Below are 17118 nucleotides of genomic sequence, written 5' to 3' on the forward strand. Positions count from 1 at the left end.
AAACACTTATTCTTTTGTTTTGAATTTATTTTTCAGTAAAACATTAGCAATTACGGTTCCTAAAATCACTAAAGCGCCTATATAAAATTGCCCATCCATCTTTTCTTTTTCACCAAAAACCAATAAGGCTAATATAATTCCATAAATAGGTTCTAGGTTAATAGTGAGCATAACAGTGTACGGACTTATGTATTTCATGACTTGTACCGAAGCAATAAATGCATAGGCTGTACAAATGGAACTTAGTAAACTCATCCAAAGTAAATCGTTCCAAGATAATTTGAAAAAATCTGTTGTAAAAGTCCCTTTAAATGCCATAAAAATGGAAAAGAATAACACGCCTCCAATTAATTCATAAAAAGATATCACCGAAGAGTTATGCTCTTTAGCTAGTTTACCATTAATAATTGAAAAAGAAGCCGAAAGAAAAGCAGAAGTGAGTGCTAATATAATTCCGTGTACATATTTTACATCTATTTTGAATATCATGTACAAACCTGCAATTACTACTATTCCTAGTATTACTTCATACGGAATGACTCTTCTTTTAAAAAAAATAGGTTCTAAAATTGAGGTAAAAAAAGCACCAGTAGACAAACAGGCTAACGTAACCGAAACATTGGATACTTTTATAGCTTCAAAAAAAGTGTACCAATGTAAAGCGATAATCAATCCAGCTACTAAAAACTTAACTAAAACTAGCGGTGGTACTTTTACGTCAATTTTAGCTATGTAAATATAACCTCCTATAAAAACGGTAGCCATGGCCATACGATACCATACTAACGGAAGGGCATCTAAAGAAATCAATGCGCCCAATACAGCGGTAAACCCCCAAATAAAAACAATGAGGTGTAAATGTAGATAACTACTTATATTTTTATCGTTTAGCATTTTGTAATAAATAGTAGGCTAAAATTCCAAAAACTATATTAGGAATCCAAACCGCTAACAAAGGCGAAAAAGTTGATTTTTCGGCCAAAGTTCCAAAGATTTTGTCTAAAAAAACATAACTAAAAGCCACTCCTATACCTATAGCTAAATTAACCCCCATACCACCTCTTCTTTTCATAGATGACACTGCAACTGCAATAATAGTCAATATAAAAGCCGAAACGGGTACACTCCATTTTTTGTATTTAACAACCAAATACGTATTTATATTTGATGAACCTCTAAGCATTTCTTTTTCAATAAACGCATTAAGTTCACCAGGTAGTAATGTTTCCGCAATATAAACAACAGGAGTAAGTTCTTCAATTTCAAAGTTAAATTTCATTCTTTTTGAAATATCAGATTCAATTTTATCATTCAAAACACCAATTTCTCGCTTATTATAATTAGACAATGTATAATCTTTAGTCTTCTCATTATAAGTAATTGAACTTGCTGTGATTTTTGAAACCAAACTATCCTTTTCAAATTTTTCGTAAACAAAGTTATAAGCTGATTGTGCCTCCACATTAAGATTACTCACATAAACAAATTCTTTTTCACTGATTTGTCTATACACATCATTGGTTTGACGCATTTCTTCTCTTCCCCCTCCAATTAGATACAAATACCTAAAACTCCTAAAACCGTCGCTTGATTTTGGCACTAAATAAAATCCCATTACCATAGCAAATAAACACACCAAAGTTGCCCCAACTATATATGGACGTAAAAAACGCTGAAATGAAATACCAGAACTCAAAATAGCAACGATCTCAGTATTATTAGCTAATTTGGAAGTAAACCAGATAATTGATAAAAATAGAAAAATTGGAAACAAAAGATTCGCAAAATAAATTACAAAATCGATATAATAAAAAAACACCTTTGAAAAAGGCACTTTGTTTTCTAAAATTTTATTAATTTTTTCCGAAACATCAATTGTAATTCCAATAGGAATAAAAAGTAATAACATACTAAAAAAGGTTACCATATACCTTTTTAGTATGTATTTATCTATTAACGTTAGTTTAGACGAAAATTGTTTGAACATTTTTATAAACGTTGGCTCATTTGTTTAACCATTCTTTCTTTCCACTCGCGGAAATCACCTGCAAGGATCCTTGTTCGAGCTTCACGCACCAACCACATATAAAATCCTAAGTTATGAATTGTAGCAATTTGCTTTCCTAAATATTCATCGGCAGCAAATAAGTGACGCAAATAGGCTTTAGTATATTCTGTATCGACAAAAGTATGTCCCATTTCATCAATAGGAGAAAAATCATCCGCCCATTTTCTGTTTTTGATATTGATAACTCCGTTAGCCGTAAACAGCATTCCGTTACGTGCATTACGCGTAGGCATTACACAGTCAAACATATCAATACCTAAAGCAATATTCTCTAAAATATTTACAGGAGTACCTACTCCCATTAAATACCTAGGTTTATCTTTTGGCAAAATAGCGGTTACCACTTCAGTCATTGCATACATTTCTTCCGCAGGCTCGCCAACTGATAAACCTCCGATGGCATTACCTACAGCACCTGCATTAGCAATATACTCCGCTGATTGCGCACGCAAATCTTTATAGACACTTCCTTGTACAATTGGGAAAAATGCTTGTGAATAATCGTATTTGAATGGTACTTTTTCTAAATGTGTAATACATCTGTCTAACCAACGGTGGGTCATGTGCATACTGCGTTTTGCATAACGATAATCGCATGGATAAGGAGTACATTCGTCAAATGCCATGATGATATCCGCACCAATAGTACGTTGAATTTCCATAACACTTTCTGGTGAAAAGAAATGATAAGAACCATCAATATGCGATTTAAACTTCACCCCTTCTTCTTTAATCTTTCTATTTGAAGATAAAGAATACACCTGATATCCACCAGAATCGGTTAAAATGTTTCTGTCCCAATTCATAAACTTATGCAAACCACCTGCTTGTTCTAAAATAGGTGTTTGTGGACGTAAGTACAAATGATAGGTGTTACCTAAAATAATATCTGGATTAATATCGTTTTTCAACTCGCGTTGGTGCACTCCTTTTACAGAAGCAACAGTTCCTACTGGCATAAAAATAGGCGTCTCAATCACCCCGTGGTCAGTTGTAATTTTACCCGCTCTTGCCTGTGTTTGTGGGTCGGTATGTAATAAATCAAACTTCATAATAACTTTTCTTCCAAAAATTTAAAAAGGCAAAGATAACCGATTGCATTCAGATATTAGAATTTAGATTTTAGAATTTAGAATTCTTTTAACGAAAAAAAATAATATCATTCCATTTTTAACTTTTAGAGGGTAATTTTTAATTCTTTAAACTTGGCATTCGAAAAAATATAAAGTAATTTTGACCCCGTTTAATAAAAACCCGTTTAAAATGTCTGACATTCAACAACTAAACAATTTTACAACACAAGTTAGAAGGGATATTCTTCGCATGGTACATGCTGTAAACTCTGGACACCCAGGTGGTTCTTTAGGCTGTGCTGAATTTTTCACAGTACTTTACCAACACTTAATGAATAGAAAACCAGGATTTGACATGGACGGTATAGAAGAAGATGTATTCTTCTTATCAAACGGTCATATTTCACCTGTTTTTTACAGTGTTTTAGCAAGAAGTGGCTATTTTCCTGTGTCTGAATTGGCAACTTTTAGAAAATTAAACTCTCGTTTACAAGGTCACCCAACTACACACGAGGGATTACCTGGAGTGCGTATGGCATCTGGTTCTTTAGGACAAGGTTTATCTGTAGCCATTGGTGCTGCGCAAGCCAAAAAGTTGAACAACGACAACCACTTAGTGTATACTTTATGTGGTGACGGAGAATTGCAAGAAGGTCAAAACTGGGAAGCTATCATGTATGCTTCTGCTAAAAAAGTAGACAACTTGATTGCTACGATAGATTATAACGGTCAGCAAATTGACGGTTCTACGGATGATGTTTTATCTTTAGGTAACTTAAAAGCTAAATTTGAAGCTTTTGACTGGCAAGTTCTTGAAATTAAAGACGGAAACAACATAGAAGCGGTTATCGCTGGTATGGAAGAAGCTAAAGCTTTAACGGGTAAAGGTAAACCTATTTGCGTTTTATTACATACCGTAATGGGTAATGGTGTTGATTTTATGATGCATACCCACGCATGGCACGGAAAAGCGCCTAACGATGAGCAATTAGCTACAGGTTTAGCTCAAAATGCAGAAACATTAGGTGATTATTAAGCCCCATTCTCCAATGGAAAAATTAAAGCTTAGTAAACACACATTATAATTATAAATCCTATTTACCCCTAATAGGAATTCCCCTCTTTTGGAGGGATTAGGGGAGGCATATGAAAAAATATACAAATCAAGGTAGTAAAGATACACGTTCTGGTTTTGGTGCAGGTATGACCGAATTAGGGCAAAAAAACGAAAATGTAGTAGCCTTATGTGCAGACTTAATTGGCTCGTTAAAATTTGATGATTTTAAAAAAAATCACCCTGAGCGTTTCTTCCAAATAGGAATTGCAGAAGCCAATATGATAGGGATAGCTGCAGGTTTAACAATTGGAGGTAAAATTCCTTTTACGGGAACTTTTGCTAATTTCTCAACAGGTCGCGTGTATGACCAAATCCGTCAATCGGTTGCTTATTCTGATAAAAACGTGAAAATTTGTGCTTCACACGCAGGTTTAACTTTAGGAGAAGATGGTGCTACACACCAAATCTTGGAAGATATTGGATTAATGAAAATGTTACCCGGTATGACGGTAATCAATACGTGTGATTACAACCAAACAAAAGCTGCAACTATTGCTTTAGCCGACCATCATGGTCCTGCTTATTTACGTTTTGGTCGTCCTGTAGTTCCTAACTTCACTCCTGCTGATGAACCTTTTGTAATTGGTAAAGCAGTATTATTAAACGAGGGGACTGATGTAACTATCGTCGCTACAGGTCATTTAGTTTGGGAAGCCTTACAAGCTGCTGAACAATTAGAAGCTAAAGGAATCTCTGCAGAAGTAATCAACATCCACACTATTAAACCTTTAGATGAGGAAGCTATTTTAAAATCGGTAGCTAAAACAGGTTGTGTGGTAACTGCGGAGGAACACAATATGTTAGGCGGTTTAGGTGAAAGTGTTTCTAGAGTTTTAGCGTTGAACAACCCAAAACCACAGGAATTTGTAGCTGTTAAAGATTCATTTGGAGAATCTGGAACTCCAGAACAATTGATGGAGAAATACAAATTAAATGCTCCTGCAATTATAGAAGCTGTTGAAGCGGTTCTAAAGAGAAAATAGCCAAAAAAAATACCCTATAAAAAAATCCGAGCTAAAACTCGGATTTTTTTGTATCATAAAACTCTTAAGATTATTTACTACATTTTTTAGATAAATGTCGTTTCACATTGTCTTCACAAGTTGGAATATTAGCATAATCCCAAAAAACATAAGTCCCATCACTATTTTTAGTCTTAACCACTTCATCAAAGGTTAACACACCATCATTATCATCATCTTGATCAAAATAATCAGGGAATTTATCACCATCAGTATCTTGATTTTTACTTATCCAAGGATTATTTACAAATTTTACAGGATCACTTTCAATTTCAAATTCTTCAAAAACAGACTCCACCTTATCTCTATCATTATCCACTCGCCTAATCTTCATCAACTTAATATTAAAAATCAGAGGTGCATATGACGAAATTAAACCATTCCCAGAACCATAATACGCTAAACCTGAAGGCAAGAAAATAACCTGTGAACCAAAATTTTGAAAACTCAGAACATTATTCGATGAATCAACCATGCTATTTCCTGGCAATAAAAAACTCATCATCTTTTTAAATCCTACTCTTAAATCTTGATTATTTAAATTAAACCAAACCGGACTTCTCCTCTGATCAAAAGTTTGGTTTTCATTAAAAGTATTTTTAACGTCATATTGAGCTTTTTTATTCAACAACAAGCCATGATAAGAAACAAACACTGAATCAAGAGGACATGGTCTTAAATCATTGTTAACACCTGTTTGCGTAGGGATATAATAAACTTTAAAATCATAACCATCATAATTAATAGTTTTAAATTGTGGTTTAAATTCATCCTTAATCGAAGCTAAACTACTATTCGCCGTTCGCTCTGTAAAGCTGATATTTTTATCAGCATCTATATCCATATGAAAGTCTTCAAAGAATTTTTCAATTTGAGCCACCTCCCCTGGAGTCACCTCACTATAAGGCTTAGCAGTAAACACTTGCCCTGAATCATCACTTTTATTACAAGCCACAAAACCTGTTGCGACCAAAAACAAAACTATGTTTTTTATTAGTTTCTTCATTCTTTTTAAAAATTTGGACGCAAGATACAATTTTGATTTATTTTTGTATTGGATTTTAACTAAGATTTTTGACTTTATGCGTGTAGACAAATACTTATGGTGCGTTCGCTACTACAAAACACGAAATATGGTAACTGAAGCCTGTAAAAAAAATCAAGTAACTGTAAATGGCAATGTAGCCAAACCTTCTAAGGAAGTTTTCCCAGGAGACAAAGTAACTTTTCGCAAAGACCAAATCACTTACATTATCAGTGTGCTTGACATACCCCAAAGTCGTGTAGGTGCAAAACTTGTAGATGTTTACAGAAGAGACGAGACCCCCGAAGAAGCTTTTGCACATTTAGAATTATTAAAATTATCTAAGGCACATTATCGAAAATTCGGAGAAGGAAGACCTACAAAAAAAGACCGTAGGGATTTAGATGATTATGAATTAGACATAGAAAACGATTTTGCTGATGAAACTGAATAGCGAGTATTGGGAAAATAGATATCAAAACCTTCAAACCGGCTGGGATGCGGGGCAAATAACCACACCCATTAAAGCATATATCGACCAACTTGAAGATAAAAACATCAAAATTCTAATTCCTGGCTGTGGTAATTCTTATGAATTTGAATATTTGATTCAAAAGGGTTTTCAAAATACGCATGTTTTGGATTATGCTGAAACACCATTAGAAAATCTAAAAAAAAGAATTCCTAACTACCCAAAAGACCAATTAATTCTTGGCGATTTTTTTGATCATCACGAAACCTATGACCTAATTATCGAGCAAACCTTTTTTTGCGCTTTAGACCCAGAACTTAGGAAAAATTATGCTCAAAAAATGTATTCGCTTTTAAAACCTAAGGGTAAAATTGCTGGACTATTATTCCAATTCCCGCTAACTGAATCTGGACCACCATTTGGAGGATCAAAAGAATCATACATTGAATTATTCTCCCCTCTTTTTCAAATTAGAAAATTGGAAACCGCTTATAATTCAATAAAACCAAGACAAGAAAACGAACTCTTTTTTATATTTACCAAAAAATAACAACACATGAATCAAAATATCATACTGAATCATCAGGAAATTGAATTCAAGATAAAACGCATTGCCTATCAAATTTATGAAACTTTCATAGATGAAAACGAAATCATCATCGCAGGCATTCAAGGCAATGGGAGTGTATTAGCACAAAAATTATCAGAAACTTTAAAAGAAATAAGCACCTTATCGATACACTTTTGCGAAGTGGTCATTGACAAGAAAAACCCAAAAGCCGACATAAAAACATCATTATCTGAAGAAGAATACACTAATAAAGGTTTGATTTTAGTAGATGATGTACTCAACACAGGAACAACATTGATTTACGGAGTGAAACATTTTTTGAATGTTCCTTTAAAGAAATTCAAAACTGCTGTATTAGTTGATCGTAACCATAAGAAATACCCTATCAAAGCAGATTTCAAGGGCATCTCACTATCAACTTCTATTTTAGAACACGTGCAAGTGATTTTTGAAGAAAATAACAATCACGCTTATTTAGAATAAACAGTCATAATTTCTTGAGCAATCTCCGCTGGAGTTTTAGCATCGACAGAAATTATTTTAGTACATTGGTGATAATAATAATTTCTGTCGAATAAATGCTTCGCAATATATTCCTCCAACTCTATTTCATCCAAATCGGCAATTAAAGGACGCTTCGTCTTACCCTTTATCAATCTATCTTTTAAAGTAGTTACAGACGCCTTTAAATACACTGAAAAAACATTTTCACTATTTAATAAAAGATGATTATTAGCATAACAAGGTGTCCCACCCCCTACACTTAACACAAAATCATCATTAGAAGCTAAAACTGTATTAAAAATTTTACTTTCAACCTTCCTAAAATAAATTTCTCCATGTTCAGAAAAGATATTTTTTATACTTTTTCCTTCACTTTTCTCAATTAAATCGTCTAAATCTAAAAATTTTAGATTCATTTTTTCAGACAACAATGCCCCTACATGCGATTTACCAGCACCCATATAACCTACTAACACGATCTTACCCATTTCTATACAACTAAAAATCAAACAATTAAAAAATACATAAATTATTACAAAAATAAAAACCGTATTTCTTTGAAAAATCAAAAATAAGGTAATATATTTGCACCCGCAAACAGATAATGTTTCAGACTCCGTAGCTCAGCTGGTAGAGCACATCACTTTTAATGATGGGGTCCTGGGTTCGAATCCCAGCGGGGTCACTTATTGAAATACTGAAATTATAATTTAGACTCCGTAGCTCAGCTGGTAGAGCACATCACTTTTAATGATGGGGTCCTGGGTTCGAATCCCAGCGGGGTCACTAGTTTAAACACTCAAATTATAATTTTAGACTCCGTAGCTCAGCTGGTAGAGCACATCACTTTTAATGATGGGGTCCTGGGTTCGAATCCCAGCGGGGTCACTTATTGAAATACTGAAAATTATAATTTAGACTCCGTAGCTCAGCTGGTAGAGCACATCACTTTTAATGATGGGGTCCTGGGTTCGAATCCCAGCGGGGTCACTTATTGAAATACTGAAATTATAATTTAGACTCCGTAGCTCAGCTGGTAGAGCACATCACTTTTAATGATGGGGTCCTGGGTTCGAATCCCAGCGGGGTCACAAAACCAACAGTATTTGGTTCTTAAAAAGGCCAAGTGGAGGAATTGGTAGACTCGCCATCTTGAGGGGGTGGTGTCGCAAGACGTATGGGTTCGAGTCCCATTTTGGTCACTGAAATACTGTAAAATTTAGACTCCGTAGCTCAGCTGGTAGAGCACATCACTTTTAATGATGGGGTCCTGGGTTCGAATCCCAGCGGGGTCACAAACATAATGGCGAGGTAGCTCAGTTGGTTAGAGCGCAGGATTCATAACCCTGAGGTCACGGGTTCAACTCCCGTCTTCGCTACTAAAAAGGCTTGATTTATTTAAAATCAAGCCTTTTTTATTACACACTTTTTTCAATCAAAAACCTGTGGATTTGATAAATTAGACATATAAATTTACAAATCTAACCAAGAAGAAATCTATATTATCACGCCTCTAAATTCACTTATAAAAGCATTTCTTTTAGCATTTTCTGCAGCCGTTTTTACACTTCTGTAAATCACAGTAATTCCATATTGCTTTGTAGTTAACAATTGATTTTTCGTACTTAAAGATCACAATTATCAATAATCCGAAAATTAAACACAAGGACTTTCAAATTCTAAGTATCCAAACCTAATCCTAAAAACAAAGTACAACTTAGGAATTGCTAAATTTTGGAAGAATTGCTATTTTAAACACCCGTAATTTCATTTAAAACTCAAAACAACATATACTTCTACAATCACCTAAAAACAGCAGTAAAAGAACAAACAACCTACCAGACACTCATTACAAAAAAGCTTAAGTCGCAACCTTACTTCACGAAAGATATAAATTAAGTGATTTTTTAGATTACAAATTATATCCTTTAAACTTAAAAAATACTGGATTAAAAAGTCATGCTATAAAAAGCCATAAGTACTCTATAATTTTGTATTTCATTCCAAAAAATACTACTAATGAGATTTTTAGACATTCATTAAAAAAGCCATTGATAACGCTAAGCACATAGAAACATATACAAATTTAAATTACTTTGCAACCTACTTTTTAGAATAAAATTCAAAATATAAATGTTATCATTTCAACATCAGATTACTAGAGTACAATCTTACTTAAAAACCATAAAATACGAATTATAATAACGCTATTGCATTCTAGAAACTAGAGCTCTTTAAAGATTTAAATAAAAAAAGACCACCTAATCAAGGTAGTCTTTTATAAATATTACAAGGTCATTTATTTTTTAAACATAATAAACTCTTTTATTCGTTCTAGAATACTTTTTTTCTTCACTTCTTGTCCATAGCCATACCCATACCCGTAGCCTTTTTCAACATCAGTATCATTAAGCACTACAGCCATATTAGGCAATTTATTCTCCTGATACAAGGTAGAAGGAATTTTAAGCATTTCTTTATCTAAATAGTTAGAACGTACTACATAAACAAAAGCATTAGCATTTTTAGAAATCAATAATGTATCTGTAACAAGACTCACTGGAGCTGTGTCAACCACTATATAATCATATTTTGCTTTTAATTCATCAAACATAAGATCCAAACGCATATTCATCAACAACTCAGCAGGATTTGGCGGAATAACCCCTGAAGGCAAAATATCAAAATGTTCATAACCCGATTGCTGCAAAAGATACTTCTCAATTTCATCTTTCGAATTCATCAAGAAATTAGTCACACCACGATGCGGCACGTTAAAATACTCATCAATTTTAGGATTACGAATATCTAAACCTATCAACAAGACACGTTTTCCAGAAATTGCAATGGTTGAAGCTAAATTAGCCGCCATAAAACTTTTCCCCTCACCAGGGACAGTAGACGTTACAAAAATGGTTTTAGCCAAATGTGAATCGATTCCACTTAGCACAAATTCAAGATTTGTACGAACTATTCGAATAGCTTCCGCAGAACTTGTACGACTATTCGACTGAATTACTTGTTCATTTGAATCTGAATGAGGTACATCACCCAAGAAAGGTATTCCTAATTTATCTAAATCTTCTTTGCGTTTAACTTTAGTATCCAGTAAATTCACTATATAAATAACCGCAAAAGGAATAAAAATTCCTAACAAGAGTGCAAAAACATACACAATTTGTCTCTTAGGTGAAATAGGCAGATCATTTGAAAAACCTTTATCAACCACTTTCGAAATTGGAGCAGTACCTGCCAAGGTAATTGCAGTTTCTTCTCTTTTCTTAAACAGGTATAAATAAAGTTCTTCTTTTATCTGCTGCTGACGAAATATATTTCTAAATTCTCTTTCGATTTTAGGCAAAGCATTTATTTTCTTATCTAAGCCATCTCCATATCCTTTTTGCTTAGATGTTTCAACTTGTAAACTCCCTCTAAGTCTTTTTAAACTCTCCTTAATACTTTCTTTCAAGGAAATAATTTTGTCATTTAACCTTAAAACTGTAGGGTTATTTTCCGTTGAGCTTTGCAAAAGTCTATTTCGCTCAACAATTAGATTATTAAATTCACCTATTAAATTTGTAGCTGAAGCTTCACCTGGAATAATATTAATAGGCATAGCATCATACGACTGACTTTGGCGTAAATGAAGCAACATCATGTCCACGACTTGAAGCTTCGCACTTGAAGAAATTTCATTTAACTTAACTTCTTGGTTGGTTCTCAAATTTAGTTCAGCTTCTGTAGGGATATCCACTATATGCTTGTTCGATTTAAATGACTCAACCTGCTTTTCAACACCGTCTAATTCAGAGGTAATAATTTCTAAACGATCATTAATAAAATCAGCTGTTTTCTGACTAATCGTATTTTTATCCTTAACAGCTTCGAAATTATAAATAGAAATTAAAGTATTCAAATAATCCTCCGCTCTCTTAGCTACTTGATCATTCAAAGTTAATTCCAACACATTAGTTTTCTTTGTCAAAGGTTCTACTTTTAAATCCTTTGCCATTTTTTCTGTTAATTTGCTTATATTTTGAATTTGAATTTTATAAAAAACATTTGAAAAAGGGATTAATTGACCACGTTTACCAATAGGTCTATTTTTTTCGATACTAAAACCTCCTAAGTCCTTGGATTTAATCACTTGTCCAAAAGCAAATTCACCTAATGAATTACTTTTAGCATCAAATAATTCATATTTTGAACTGGATAGAATTTGAACAGCCATTATAGTATCACGATCCCACAACAAAGAATCCTTAGCAGTAAATTTAAGATTTATCAAATTTTCTCCATAGGAATCAACTGATTTTATACGTCCTTCTGTAAAGTAACTAACATTAAACCCACCCTTTTTTATTGTTTTTTCTGCAAGAGATCTCGAACGTAAAATCTCTATCTCGTCATCTATATTACGAGAACCCGAACCCATTACATCTAATTCTTTGAACACAGACAATTCTGAAGCTAAGCCCCCTGAATCTTCATCTTTAATTAAAATTGTCGCAGATGCTTTATAAACAGGTACTGTATAACGTAAATAAACCTTAGCTAATACAAAACAAATTATAACGCTTAAAACAAACCATTTCCATGCTCTAACATAAGTACTTAAAATTTGCTTTAAGTCAAATTTCTCCTCAGTATTATGTTCTAAGTTATTATTTTGCATTATAAATTATTTTTTAAAAAGTACAATTAAAGAAAGTAAAACAGAGCTCAACGAAATCCAAACAGGAATATTTTGATTGAAAGTAGATGAATTTGATTTTGCACCATTAGGCTCAACATACACCACATCATTCTGTAACAAATAGTAATAAGGAGAATTAATAAAATCAGCTTTAGTCAAATCTACCCTAGCTATATTTTTTTTACCATCAACCTCACGAATAACAAGAACATTATTTCTTTTCCCGTATATAGTCAAATCTCCTGCAAGCGCTATAGCTTCTAACAAAGTAATTCTTTCACTAGATATTGGATAAACTCCTGGTCGAGTAACTTCGCCTTGCACAGCAATTTTATAATTCATTACTCTAAGGTTTACTATCGGTTTTTTAATATATTGCTGTAATTTACCCTTCAATAGTTCAACTACTTCTCCTTTCAATTTTCCAGTTAAATTTATTGTTCCAAGTACGGGAAATTCAATATTCCCACTTTTATCGACTAAATACAACATATGTTGTCTCTGTCCCATAGTCATCGATTGTAAATTAGGAGTAGCAACACTTTCTGAATTTAAATTAAAAGGTATAGCTGTTTCAGGATCAGGTGCAGAAACCACAATCATTAAAAGATCATCTGGCTGAATTTTTGATTCAAAACTTTGATTTCCCAAGCTTGCAACTGAATCAATATTTTGATAATAGGCAATTTTCTTTTGTTGACTACAACCCATTGTAAGAGCTACCAAAGCTGAGTAACAAAATAGTTTTAAAAATTTAATCATTATTGTTTATCTAAAATTTCAAAAATAGAGTTAAGGCTTTTAAATTCTGGAACAAGTATTTTCATTTCCTGAACCAATGCATGGTATTTATATTCCGAAGCGATTCTACTAATTTTACCGATCGCAGCATTTACATCTGCATAATCTTCTATAATTTCTTGAGCAATCATAATTTTCTCATGATGGGTAGGCAAAGTTTTAGAGGAATCGTTTAACAGTTCTTCATACAACTTTTCACCTGGTCGCAACCCAACCTCTTTAACTTTAATATCTACTTCAGGAACAAACCCTGCTAAACGTATCATTTTAATAGCTAAATCATATATTTTTACAGGTTTACCCATATCAAAAATATAAATCTCGCCCCCATTACCCATGGCTCCAGCTTCCAACACTAATTGACAAGCCTCAGGAATCGTCATAAAGTATCTAATAATATCTTTATGTGTAATGGTCACTGGACCACCTTCATTAATTTGCTTTGTAAACAAGGGAACAACAGAACCATTGGAACCTAACACATTTCCGAAACGAGTAGTAATAAATTTTGTTGTATTTTTAGAATTGGTCAATTCGTTAAAATAAAAAGACTGCACATATTTTTCAGCGATGCGCTTACTTGCCCCCATTACATTACTTGGATTAACCGCTTTATCTGTAGAAACCATTACAAAACGTTCCACTCCATATTTAACAGAAAGATCGGCCAAATTTTTAGTACCACAAACATTTACAAAAATAGCTTGCGAAGGATTTTCTTCCATTAGAGGAACGTGTTTATAAGCCGCAGCATGATAAACTAAATTAGGATGGTAATTTTCGAAAATATTTTCCAATGATACCATATCACGCACATCAGCAATTAAAGGTATTACCTCGATTTGCTCATGATAGTTTTGCAATTGCAACATCAAATCATGTAAAGGAGTCTCTGCTTGATCTAATAAAAGTATGCGTTTTGGACCAAAACCAACAATTTGTCTAACTATTTCACTACCAATAGAACCCGCTGCACCAGTAACTAAAACTGTATTATTTTTCAACTGATCTGAAATAATTTGCTTATCGAGAACAATTGGTTTTCTATCTAACAAATCTTCGATTTGAAATGTTTTAATTTTTTTAGAAATCTCCACTTCATTCTCCCAGTCCGATATGATTGGAACTGTGTACACTTTATAATTATGTTCTAAACAATCGTCTACAATGGAGATTTTTTCCTCATTCGAAAGTCCTTTATCAGCTATTATTAACGCATCAACTTTCATGTTTCGCATTAAAACGGAAACTTTTTTGCGTTGACTTAAAATAGGTAGATTTAAAATTCTTTTTGAGTCATTCGTATTATATTTATCTATAAAACCTCTAATTTTAAATCGAGAAGGGGTTTCAGAAATAAGTGCATTGGTTACAGAAATAGCATTCGCATCGGCACCATAGACTAAAGCATTAATTAACTTTTCACCTGTTGTTTCACGCATAAACATTTCAAAAATCTGCTTCACTAAAACTCTATAGAAAAAAAGAAAGAGATACGCTAAAACCGTATTAATTAATAAAGCACTATTTAGCAACAATTGCTTCTTGAAAACAAAAAGGGAAAAAATATTAACAACAAATACACTCAGAAAAATAAATCCTTGAGCAATAAAAATTTTGATTGCATCAATAAATGAGGAATGCCTTATAATTCCTGCATAGGTTTTAAACCACCAGAAATATATAAGACTAAAACCGAAATATATAGACGCTACTATAGTCCAATTTTCAGTTTCAAAATAATGTCTACTTAATCCATTGAATAAATAAAAAGTACATAAAAAAGAAAAGCTAATAACCACTACATCTAATAACAAGACAACCCACCTAGGCAAATAACCTAAGTTATTTATCTTGAATACTGTTTGACTGCGAGCAGTAAGCAATTCTAAAATTAATTTATTTATATTTCTTTTTTCAGTACTCAATAGCGTTAATTTAATTTAAAACTATTCACAAATGTACATAAGTGAATTGCAATTTTTAAAATTACAAACTAATTTATTTAAAAAAATCTTCTAAGACATTCAAAATTCTTTGCATATCTTGTTCTGACATATTTGATCCTGAAGGCAAACACAATCCTTTATCAAATAAAGTTTCTGCTATTTTTCCACCATAATAAGGTGATTTTTCAAAAATAGGTTGCATATGCATCGGTTTCCATAAAGGCCTGGTTTCTATGTTTTCTTTTTCAAAAGCAAGACGTAAAGCTTCTCTTTGCTCATAATTCTGCAAAACTACTGCAGAAAGCCAATGATTTGAAATTAAAGTTGTAGAATTTTCTCGAAGTAAAACTATTTCTTTATCTTTAAAAAACTCATAATACAACTGATTCACAGCGCGGCGGTTAGCTACGTGAGTCTCTAAAACTTCCATTTGTCCTCTTCCAATTCCTGCACAAATATTACTCATACGATAATTATATCCCACAACACTATGCTGATAGTGAGGTGCATTATCACGTGCTTGTGTAGAAAGAAAAACAGCTTTTTCTTTAATATCTTTATTTTTAGTAACCAAAGCTCCGCCACCTGAAGTAGTAATTATTTTATTCCCGTTAAAGGACAATATACTAATATCACCTAAAGTACCACATTTCAAACCATTATATGAACTTCCTAACGCTTCAGCGCTATCTTCAACAACCGGAATTCCATATTTAGATGCCACAGCCATTATTTGAGTATGTTTATACGGCATACCATACAAATGTACTGCTATAATTGCTTTAGGCTTTTTTCCCTTAGCCATTCGATCTACAATAGCACTTTCTAAAGCAACGGGACAAATATTCCAAGTTTCTGACTCACTATCCACAAAAACAGGAGTTGCTCCCTGATAAACAATAGGGTTAGCAGAAGCTGAAAATGTCATACTCTGACAAATAACTTCATCTCCAGCTGTTACACCTAACATTATTAAGGCTAAATGTAAAGCTGCTGTGCCTGAACTTAAAGCCGCAACCGACACATCCTGACCCAAATATTTTTCTAAATCCAATTCAAAGCCATTCACATTGGGACCTAAAGGAGCTACCCAATTCGTATCGAAAGCTTCTTGCACATATTTTTGTTCGTTTCCTCCCATATGTGGAGAGGAAAGCCATATTTTAGATTGACTCATTAGTATGATATTTAATAGGTTTAGCGGGTATCCCTACCGCTGTACAATTAGCAGGTAAACTTTTAGAGACCACTGCCCCTGCTCCAACAATTGTATTTTCTCCAATTTCTAAAAGATTTATAATTTTTGCTCCTGTCCCCACATACACCCCTTCTTTTACATTTACCTCTCCAGAAATATTAACAGAAGGCATAAAGGAACTATATGCGCCTATCACGGTATCGTGCCCCACTGTACAGGCTAAATTTAAAATAGTAAATTTTTCAATTTTGATATTACAAGTAATTATTGTCCCTGCACAAATAATACAGCCTTCTTCAATAACCACATCATCATTTGAAATTAATACAGACGGGTGTATCAAGACAGGAAAATTGATTTTTTTATTACTTATTTTCTTTTGAACTATTTTTTTTATTTTAGGATCACCGATTGCAAGAACCAATTCTAAATCATCTTCAAAGTCATTGATCTCATTTATTCCGCCCAAAACAGGAAATCCATTAACTGATTTCCCTTTTTCAATACCATCATCAAAATAACCAATAAATTGATATTTTCCATTTCCGAGATTTATAGCATCGATAATAGTCTTTACTTCTCTTCCAAAACCTCCTGCCCCAAAAACAGCAATTTTTTTCATT

The 17118-nt window shown here is 33.1% G+C and carries 15 protein-coding genes and 8 tRNA genes; 13 read left to right on the plus strand and 10 right to left on the minus strand.

What is annotated here, in order from left to right; translation table 11 throughout:
* Nucleotides 1-6: 6 nt before the first annotated feature.
* From ACQY29_RS00165 to tgt, 3 genes are read right to left on the minus strand one after another with little or no spacing between them, the layout of a single operon-like run.
* Nucleotides 7-894, minus strand: a complete 888-nt coding sequence (locus tag ACQY29_RS00165) for a DMT family transporter (protein WP_428223280.1) — start codon at nt 892-894, stop codon at nt 7-9.
* On the minus strand, nt 881-1987 hold the full coding sequence (locus ACQY29_RS00170) for an LptF/LptG family permease (RefSeq protein WP_428223281.1): 1107 nt from the start codon (nt 1985-1987) through the stop codon (nt 881-883). Before ACQY29_RS00170 ends, ACQY29_RS00165 begins: the two co-directional genes overlap by 14 nt.
* A gap of 2 nt (nt 1988-1989) precedes the next feature.
* Nucleotides 1990-3120 carry a tRNA guanosine(34) transglycosylase Tgt gene (gene tgt / locus ACQY29_RS00175; protein WP_428223282.1) on the minus strand — a complete coding sequence of 377 codons (1131 nt, stop codon included), beginning with the start codon at nt 3118-3120 and terminating at the stop codon, nt 1990-1992.
* Between the two features lie 211 nt (nt 3121-3331).
* Here tgt and ACQY29_RS00180 point away from each other — a divergent pair, with 211 nt between their 5' ends.
* A complete protein-coding gene (locus tag ACQY29_RS00180; protein ID WP_428223283.1) occupies nt 3332-4177 on the plus strand; it encodes a transketolase in 846 nt (281 codons plus the stop codon).
* Nucleotides 4178-4287: 110 nt separating this feature from the next.
* Complete coding sequence (locus tag ACQY29_RS00185; RefSeq protein WP_428223284.1) at nt 4288-5241, plus strand: transketolase family protein; 954 nt, start codon at nt 4288-4290, stop codon at nt 5239-5241.
* Nucleotides 5242-5311: 70 nt separating this feature from the next.
* On the opposite strand, the gene ACQY29_RS00190 is transcribed toward ACQY29_RS00185, so the two are convergent.
* The gene (locus tag ACQY29_RS00190) at nt 5312-6286 is read right to left on the minus strand and encodes an FKBP-type peptidyl-prolyl cis-trans isomerase (protein ID WP_428223285.1); all 975 of its coding nucleotides are present in this window, start codon (nt 6284-6286) and stop codon (nt 5312-5314) included.
* Between the two features lie 76 nt (nt 6287-6362).
* Between ACQY29_RS00190 and ACQY29_RS00195 the strand changes: the two genes are divergently transcribed.
* Genes ACQY29_RS00195 through ACQY29_RS00205 form a run of 3 tightly spaced genes read left to right on the plus strand, consistent with a single transcriptional unit; the run spans nt 6363 to nt 7830 of the window.
* Nucleotides 6363-6758: an RNA-binding S4 domain-containing protein gene (locus ACQY29_RS00195; RefSeq protein ID WP_428225852.1), complete on the plus strand. Its 396-nt coding sequence runs from the start codon at nt 6363-6365 to the stop codon at nt 6756-6758.
* The gene (locus ACQY29_RS00200) at nt 6745-7326 is read left to right on the plus strand and encodes a methyltransferase domain-containing protein (RefSeq protein ID WP_428223286.1); all 582 of its coding nucleotides are present in this window, start codon (nt 6745-6747) and stop codon (nt 7324-7326) included. Before ACQY29_RS00195 ends, ACQY29_RS00200 begins: the two co-directional genes overlap by 14 nt.
* A 6-nt stretch (nt 7327-7332) precedes the next feature.
* Nucleotides 7333-7830: a phosphoribosyltransferase domain-containing protein gene (locus ACQY29_RS00205; protein WP_428223287.1), complete on the plus strand. Its 498-nt coding sequence runs from the start codon at nt 7333-7335 to the stop codon at nt 7828-7830.
* Here ACQY29_RS00205 and ACQY29_RS00210 read toward each other — a convergent pair.
* On the minus strand, nt 7818-8339 hold the full coding sequence (locus ACQY29_RS00210; RefSeq protein WP_428223288.1) for a shikimate kinase: 522 nt from the start codon (nt 8337-8339) through the stop codon (nt 7818-7820). The two genes, ACQY29_RS00205 and ACQY29_RS00210, sit on opposite strands and share 13 nt — an antisense overlap.
* Nucleotides 8340-8463: 124 nt before the next feature.
* On the opposite strand from ACQY29_RS00210, the gene ACQY29_RS00215 reads away from it, so the two are divergent.
* From ACQY29_RS00215 to ACQY29_RS00250, 8 genes are all read left to right on the plus strand, one after another.
* A tRNA-Lys gene (locus ACQY29_RS00215) sits at nt 8464-8536 on the plus strand.
* 28 nt (nt 8537-8564) lie between these two features.
* A tRNA-Lys gene (locus tag ACQY29_RS00220) sits at nt 8565-8637 on the plus strand.
* A 29-nt stretch (nt 8638-8666) separates the two neighbouring features.
* A tRNA-Lys gene (locus tag ACQY29_RS00225) sits at nt 8667-8739 on the plus strand.
* A 29-nt stretch (nt 8740-8768) separates the two neighbouring features.
* Nucleotides 8769-8841, plus strand: a tRNA-Lys gene (locus ACQY29_RS00230).
* 28 nt (nt 8842-8869) lie between these two features.
* Nucleotides 8870-8942 (plus strand) — tRNA-Lys (locus ACQY29_RS00235).
* Nucleotides 8943-8971: 29 nt separating this feature from the next.
* Nucleotides 8972-9053 (plus strand) — tRNA-Leu (locus ACQY29_RS00240).
* A gap of 20 nt (nt 9054-9073) precedes the next feature.
* Nucleotides 9074-9146: transfer RNA gene (locus ACQY29_RS00245), tRNA-Lys, on the plus strand.
* Nucleotides 9147-9156: 10 nt separating this feature from the next.
* Nucleotides 9157-9230 (plus strand) — tRNA-Met (locus tag ACQY29_RS00250).
* 920 nt (nt 9231-10150) lie between these two features.
* Here ACQY29_RS00250 and ACQY29_RS00255 read toward each other — a convergent pair.
* The 5 genes from ACQY29_RS00255 to ACQY29_RS00275 form a co-directional block, all read right to left on the minus strand.
* On the minus strand, nt 10151-12526 hold the full coding sequence (locus ACQY29_RS00255) for a GumC family protein (RefSeq protein WP_428223289.1): 2376 nt from the start codon (nt 12524-12526) through the stop codon (nt 10151-10153).
* Nucleotides 12527-12532: 6 nt separating this feature from the next.
* The gene (locus ACQY29_RS00260) at nt 12533-13309 is read right to left on the minus strand and encodes a polysaccharide biosynthesis/export family protein (protein WP_428223290.1); all 777 of its coding nucleotides are present in this window, start codon (nt 13307-13309) and stop codon (nt 12533-12535) included.
* Nucleotides 13309-15276: a polysaccharide biosynthesis protein gene (locus ACQY29_RS00265; RefSeq protein WP_428223291.1), complete on the minus strand. Its 1968-nt coding sequence runs from the start codon at nt 15274-15276 to the stop codon at nt 13309-13311. Before ACQY29_RS00265 ends, ACQY29_RS00260 begins: the two co-directional genes overlap by 1 nt.
* A gap of 73 nt (nt 15277-15349) precedes the next feature.
* Nucleotides 15350-16474 (minus strand): DegT/DnrJ/EryC1/StrS family aminotransferase, encoded by a 1125-nt coding sequence (locus ACQY29_RS00270; protein WP_428223292.1) that lies wholly within the window; start codon nt 16472-16474, stop codon nt 15350-15352.
* Nucleotides 16461-17117 (minus strand): acetyltransferase, encoded by a 657-nt coding sequence (locus tag ACQY29_RS00275; protein ID WP_428223293.1) that lies wholly within the window; start codon nt 17115-17117, stop codon nt 16461-16463. The genes ACQY29_RS00270 and ACQY29_RS00275 overlap by 14 nt, the downstream gene beginning before the upstream one ends.
* Nucleotide 17118 lies beyond the last annotated feature (1 nt).

Origin of the sequence: Flavobacterium sp. (assembly GCF_965262375.1) — a bacterium.
Classification (GTDB): Bacteria; Bacteroidota; Bacteroidia; order Flavobacteriales; family Flavobacteriaceae; genus Flavobacterium.

Bases quoted from the DNA above. Each gene is read 5' to 3' on its own strand.
- ACQY29_RS00260 (WP_428223290.1), bottom strand. From the start codon at position 13,309: ATGATTAAATTTTTAAAACTATTTTGTTACTCAGCTTTGGTAGCTCTT.
- ACQY29_RS00205 (WP_428223287.1), top strand. From the start codon at position 7,333: ATGAATCAAAATATCATACTGAATCATCAGGAAATTGAATTCAAGATA.
- ACQY29_RS00180 (WP_428223283.1), top strand. From the start codon at position 3,332: ATGTCTGACATTCAACAACTAAACAATTTTACAACACAAGTTAGAAGG.
- ACQY29_RS00190 (WP_428223285.1), bottom strand. From the start codon at position 6,286: ATGAAGAAACTAATAAAAAACATAGTTTTGTTTTTGGTCGCAACAGGT.
- tgt (WP_428223282.1), bottom strand. From the start codon at position 3,120: ATGAAGTTTGATTTATTACATACCGACCCACAAACACAGGCAAGAGCG.
- ACQY29_RS00165 (WP_428223280.1), bottom strand. From the start codon at position 894: ATGCTAAACGATAAAAATATAAGTAGTTATCTACATTTACACCTCATT.
- ACQY29_RS00200 (WP_428223286.1), top strand. From the start codon at position 6,745: ATGAAACTGAATAGCGAGTATTGGGAAAATAGATATCAAAACCTTCAA.
- ACQY29_RS00195 (WP_428225852.1), top strand. From the start codon at position 6,363: ATGCGTGTAGACAAATACTTATGGTGCGTTCGCTACTACAAAACACGA.
- ACQY29_RS00275 (WP_428223293.1), bottom strand. From the start codon at position 17,117: ATGAAAAAAATTGCTGTTTTTGGGGCAGGAGGTTTTGGAAGAGAAGTA.
- ACQY29_RS00185 (WP_428223284.1), top strand. From the start codon at position 4,288: ATGAAAAAATATACAAATCAAGGTAGTAAAGATACACGTTCTGGTTTT.
- ACQY29_RS00270 (WP_428223292.1), bottom strand. From the start codon at position 16,474: ATGAGTCAATCTAAAATATGGCTTTCCTCTCCACATATGGGAGGAAAC.
- ACQY29_RS00210 (WP_428223288.1), bottom strand. From the start codon at position 8,339: ATGGGTAAGATCGTGTTAGTAGGTTATATGGGTGCTGGTAAATCGCAT.
- ACQY29_RS00170 (WP_428223281.1), bottom strand. From the start codon at position 1,987: ATGTTCAAACAATTTTCGTCTAAACTAACGTTAATAGATAAATACATA.
- ACQY29_RS00255 (WP_428223289.1), bottom strand. From the start codon at position 12,526: ATGCAAAATAATAACTTAGAACATAATACTGAGGAGAAATTTGACTTA.